Genomic DNA, 2,228 nt, shown 5'->3' with positions numbered 1-2,228 from the left:
GGCTGGATGCGCATCCGCCAGCGCGCCAAGCAGGGCGGCATCGAACTGCCGCTGATCATCTCGGACCATGCCGACTGGGATGAGCTGACCGCCACCATCAAGGAGACCGGAGCCGAAGAGGTCTGGGTGACGCATGGCCGCGAGGAGGCGCTGGTCCGCTGGTGCGAACTCGAAGGCATCGCGGCAAAGCCACTGCACCTGGTGGGCTACGAGGACGAGGGCGATTGAAGCCATGAACCGCTTCGCCGAACTTCTCGACCGCCTGGTGCTGACGCCGTCGCGCAATGGCAAGCTGACCTTGCTGACCGACTATTTCCGCAGCGTCGAGGATCCCGATCGCGGCCTGGCGCTGGCTGCCATCACTGGCGATCTCCACATCGCCGCGGTCAAGCCGGCGATGCTGCGCATGCTCGTCACCGAGCGCATGGATCCGGTGCTGTTCGGCTATTCCTACGACTATGTCGGCGATCTCGCCGAAACGGTGTCGCTGGTCTGGCCGCAAACGCCCGGAAACACCCCGAACCGCGAGCCGACGCTTGGCGAGGTCGTCGCCAAGCTGCAGGCGGCAAGCCGCTCCGACGGACCGAAGGTGCTGGCAGGGCTGCTCGACAGCGCCGGCATCTCGGCACGCTTTGCCATCATCAAGCTGGTCACCGGCGGCCTGCGCATCGGCGTGTCGGCGCGTCTGGCCAAACAGGCGCTGGCGGATTTCGGCAAGGTCGAGGTCGCGGAGATCGAGGAGCTCTGGCACGGGCTGTCACCGCCTTACACAGCGTTGTTCGCCTGGCTGGAAGGCAAGGCCGAAAAGCCCAGGAACACGGCGTTGGCATTGTTTCGCCCGGTGATGCTGTCGAACCCGGTCGGCGACGGCGATCTCGAAAAGCTCGATCCGGCGGATTATGCCGCCGAATGGAAATGGGACGGCATCCGTGTCCAGGCGGTGGCGGAGGGCGGCATCCGCCGGCTCTATTCGCGCACCGGCGATGACGTTTCGGGCGCCTTTCCGGACCTCGCCGAGGCCATGCATTTTTCCGCAACGCTGGACGGCGAACTGCTTGTCGGCGATCCCCGGGAGGCGACGGGAACCTTCTCCGATCTGCAGCAACGGCTGAATCGCAAGACGGTGGCACCGAAGATGCAGCAGCAATACCCGGCCTTCATGCGCTGCTACGATCTGCTCCAGGTCGGCGGCGAGGATTTGCGCGCGCTGCCGTTTCGCGAACGGCGCGGCCGGCTGGAAAGCTTTGTCGCGACACTCGACCCGAGCCGTTTCGATCTGTCGCCATTCGTCGACTTCACGGACTGGCAAACGCTGGAGGAACTGCGCCGGGCGCCGCCGCATCCGATCATCGAAGGCGTCATGCTGAAGCGCTGGGACTCAGCCTATGTCGCCGGCCGGCCGAAAGGTCCGTGGTTCAAGTGGAAACGCGATCCGCACACAGTGGACGCGGTGCTGATGTATGCGCAGCGCGGCCACGGCAAGCGCTCGAGCTTCTACTCCGACTATACGTTCGGTGTCTGGTCCGGTGCCGAAGGCGAGGAGGAGCTGGTGCCGGTCGGCAAGGCCTATTTCGGCTTCACCGACGAGGAGCTGAAGCAGATCGACAAATATGTCCGCGACAACACGGTCGAGCGTTTCGGCCCGGTGCGCTCGGTGCGCGCCGACCGCGACAATGGCCTGGTGCTGGAAGTCGCCTTCGAAGGACTGAACCGCTCGACCCGGCACAAATCCGGCGTCGCCATGCGCTTTCCCCGCATTTCGCGATTGCGCTGGGACAAGCCGGCCAACGAGGCCGACCGCATCGAAACGCTGCAGGCGCTGCTCGACCGCTAATTTCGCGCGTGCAGGGTTCGCTATGGCTCGATCGAAACGCGGATTTCGTAGATGTCGGCGGCCTTGCCCTGCTTGTCGAAGTCGGAATTGATGGCAATGGTGCCGGCCGAGCCCGGATGCTTGTCGGGAAACTGCACGTCGAACAGATATTCGTTCTGCTGCTGGCCGACTGCGTAGCGCTTGCGGCCGCAGTCGCCGAGTTCGCCGAAATTGCAGTCGACGGAAATCTGCGTCTCCTTGCCTTCCTCGGAACGGGCAATGATGTCGAACACGGCATGTTTGCCGGCCAGTTTCTCCAGCACGCCTTGTCCGACGTCGAAGCTGATCGCCGAACCGGACGCGCCGGAACGGATGCGCAGGAACGAACCGGTATCGTCCTTCATCACCTCGGCCC

1 protein-coding gene and 2 pseudogenes are annotated in these 2,228 nt (G+C 64.4%); 2 read left to right on the top strand and 1 reads right to left on the bottom strand.

What is annotated here, in order from left to right:
- Positions 1 to 228: pseudogene (locus tag EN994_RS28130) on the top strand (DNA ligase-associated DEXH box helicase); the annotation flags it as partial.
- 4 nt (positions 229 to 232) lie between these two features.
- Complete coding sequence (locus EN994_RS28125; RefSeq protein WP_063169967.1) at positions 233 to 1,834, top strand: cisplatin damage response ATP-dependent DNA ligase; 1,602 nt, start codon at positions 233 to 235, stop codon at positions 1,832 to 1,834.
- A 20-nt stretch (positions 1,835 to 1,854) separates the two neighbouring features.
- On the opposite strand, the pseudogene EN994_RS28120 reads toward EN994_RS28125, so the two are convergent.
- Positions 1,855 to 2,228 (bottom strand): annotated as a pseudogene (locus EN994_RS28120) (hypothetical protein); the annotation flags it as partial.

Origin of the sequence: Mesorhizobium sp. M7A.F.Ca.CA.002.09.1.1 (assembly GCF_003998555.1) — a bacterium.
In the GTDB taxonomy this organism is placed as follows: domain Bacteria; phylum Pseudomonadota; class Alphaproteobacteria; order Rhizobiales; family Rhizobiaceae; genus Mesorhizobium; species Mesorhizobium ciceri.
The sequence above is the reverse complement of the archived record's forward strand: the minus strand, read 5'-3'. Positions and strand labels throughout refer to the sequence as shown.

Coding starts and splice junctions, on each gene's coding strand:
- EN994_RS28125 (WP_063169967.1), top strand. CDS start 233: ATGAACCGCTTCGCCGAACTTCTCGACCGCCTGGTGCTGACGCCGTCG.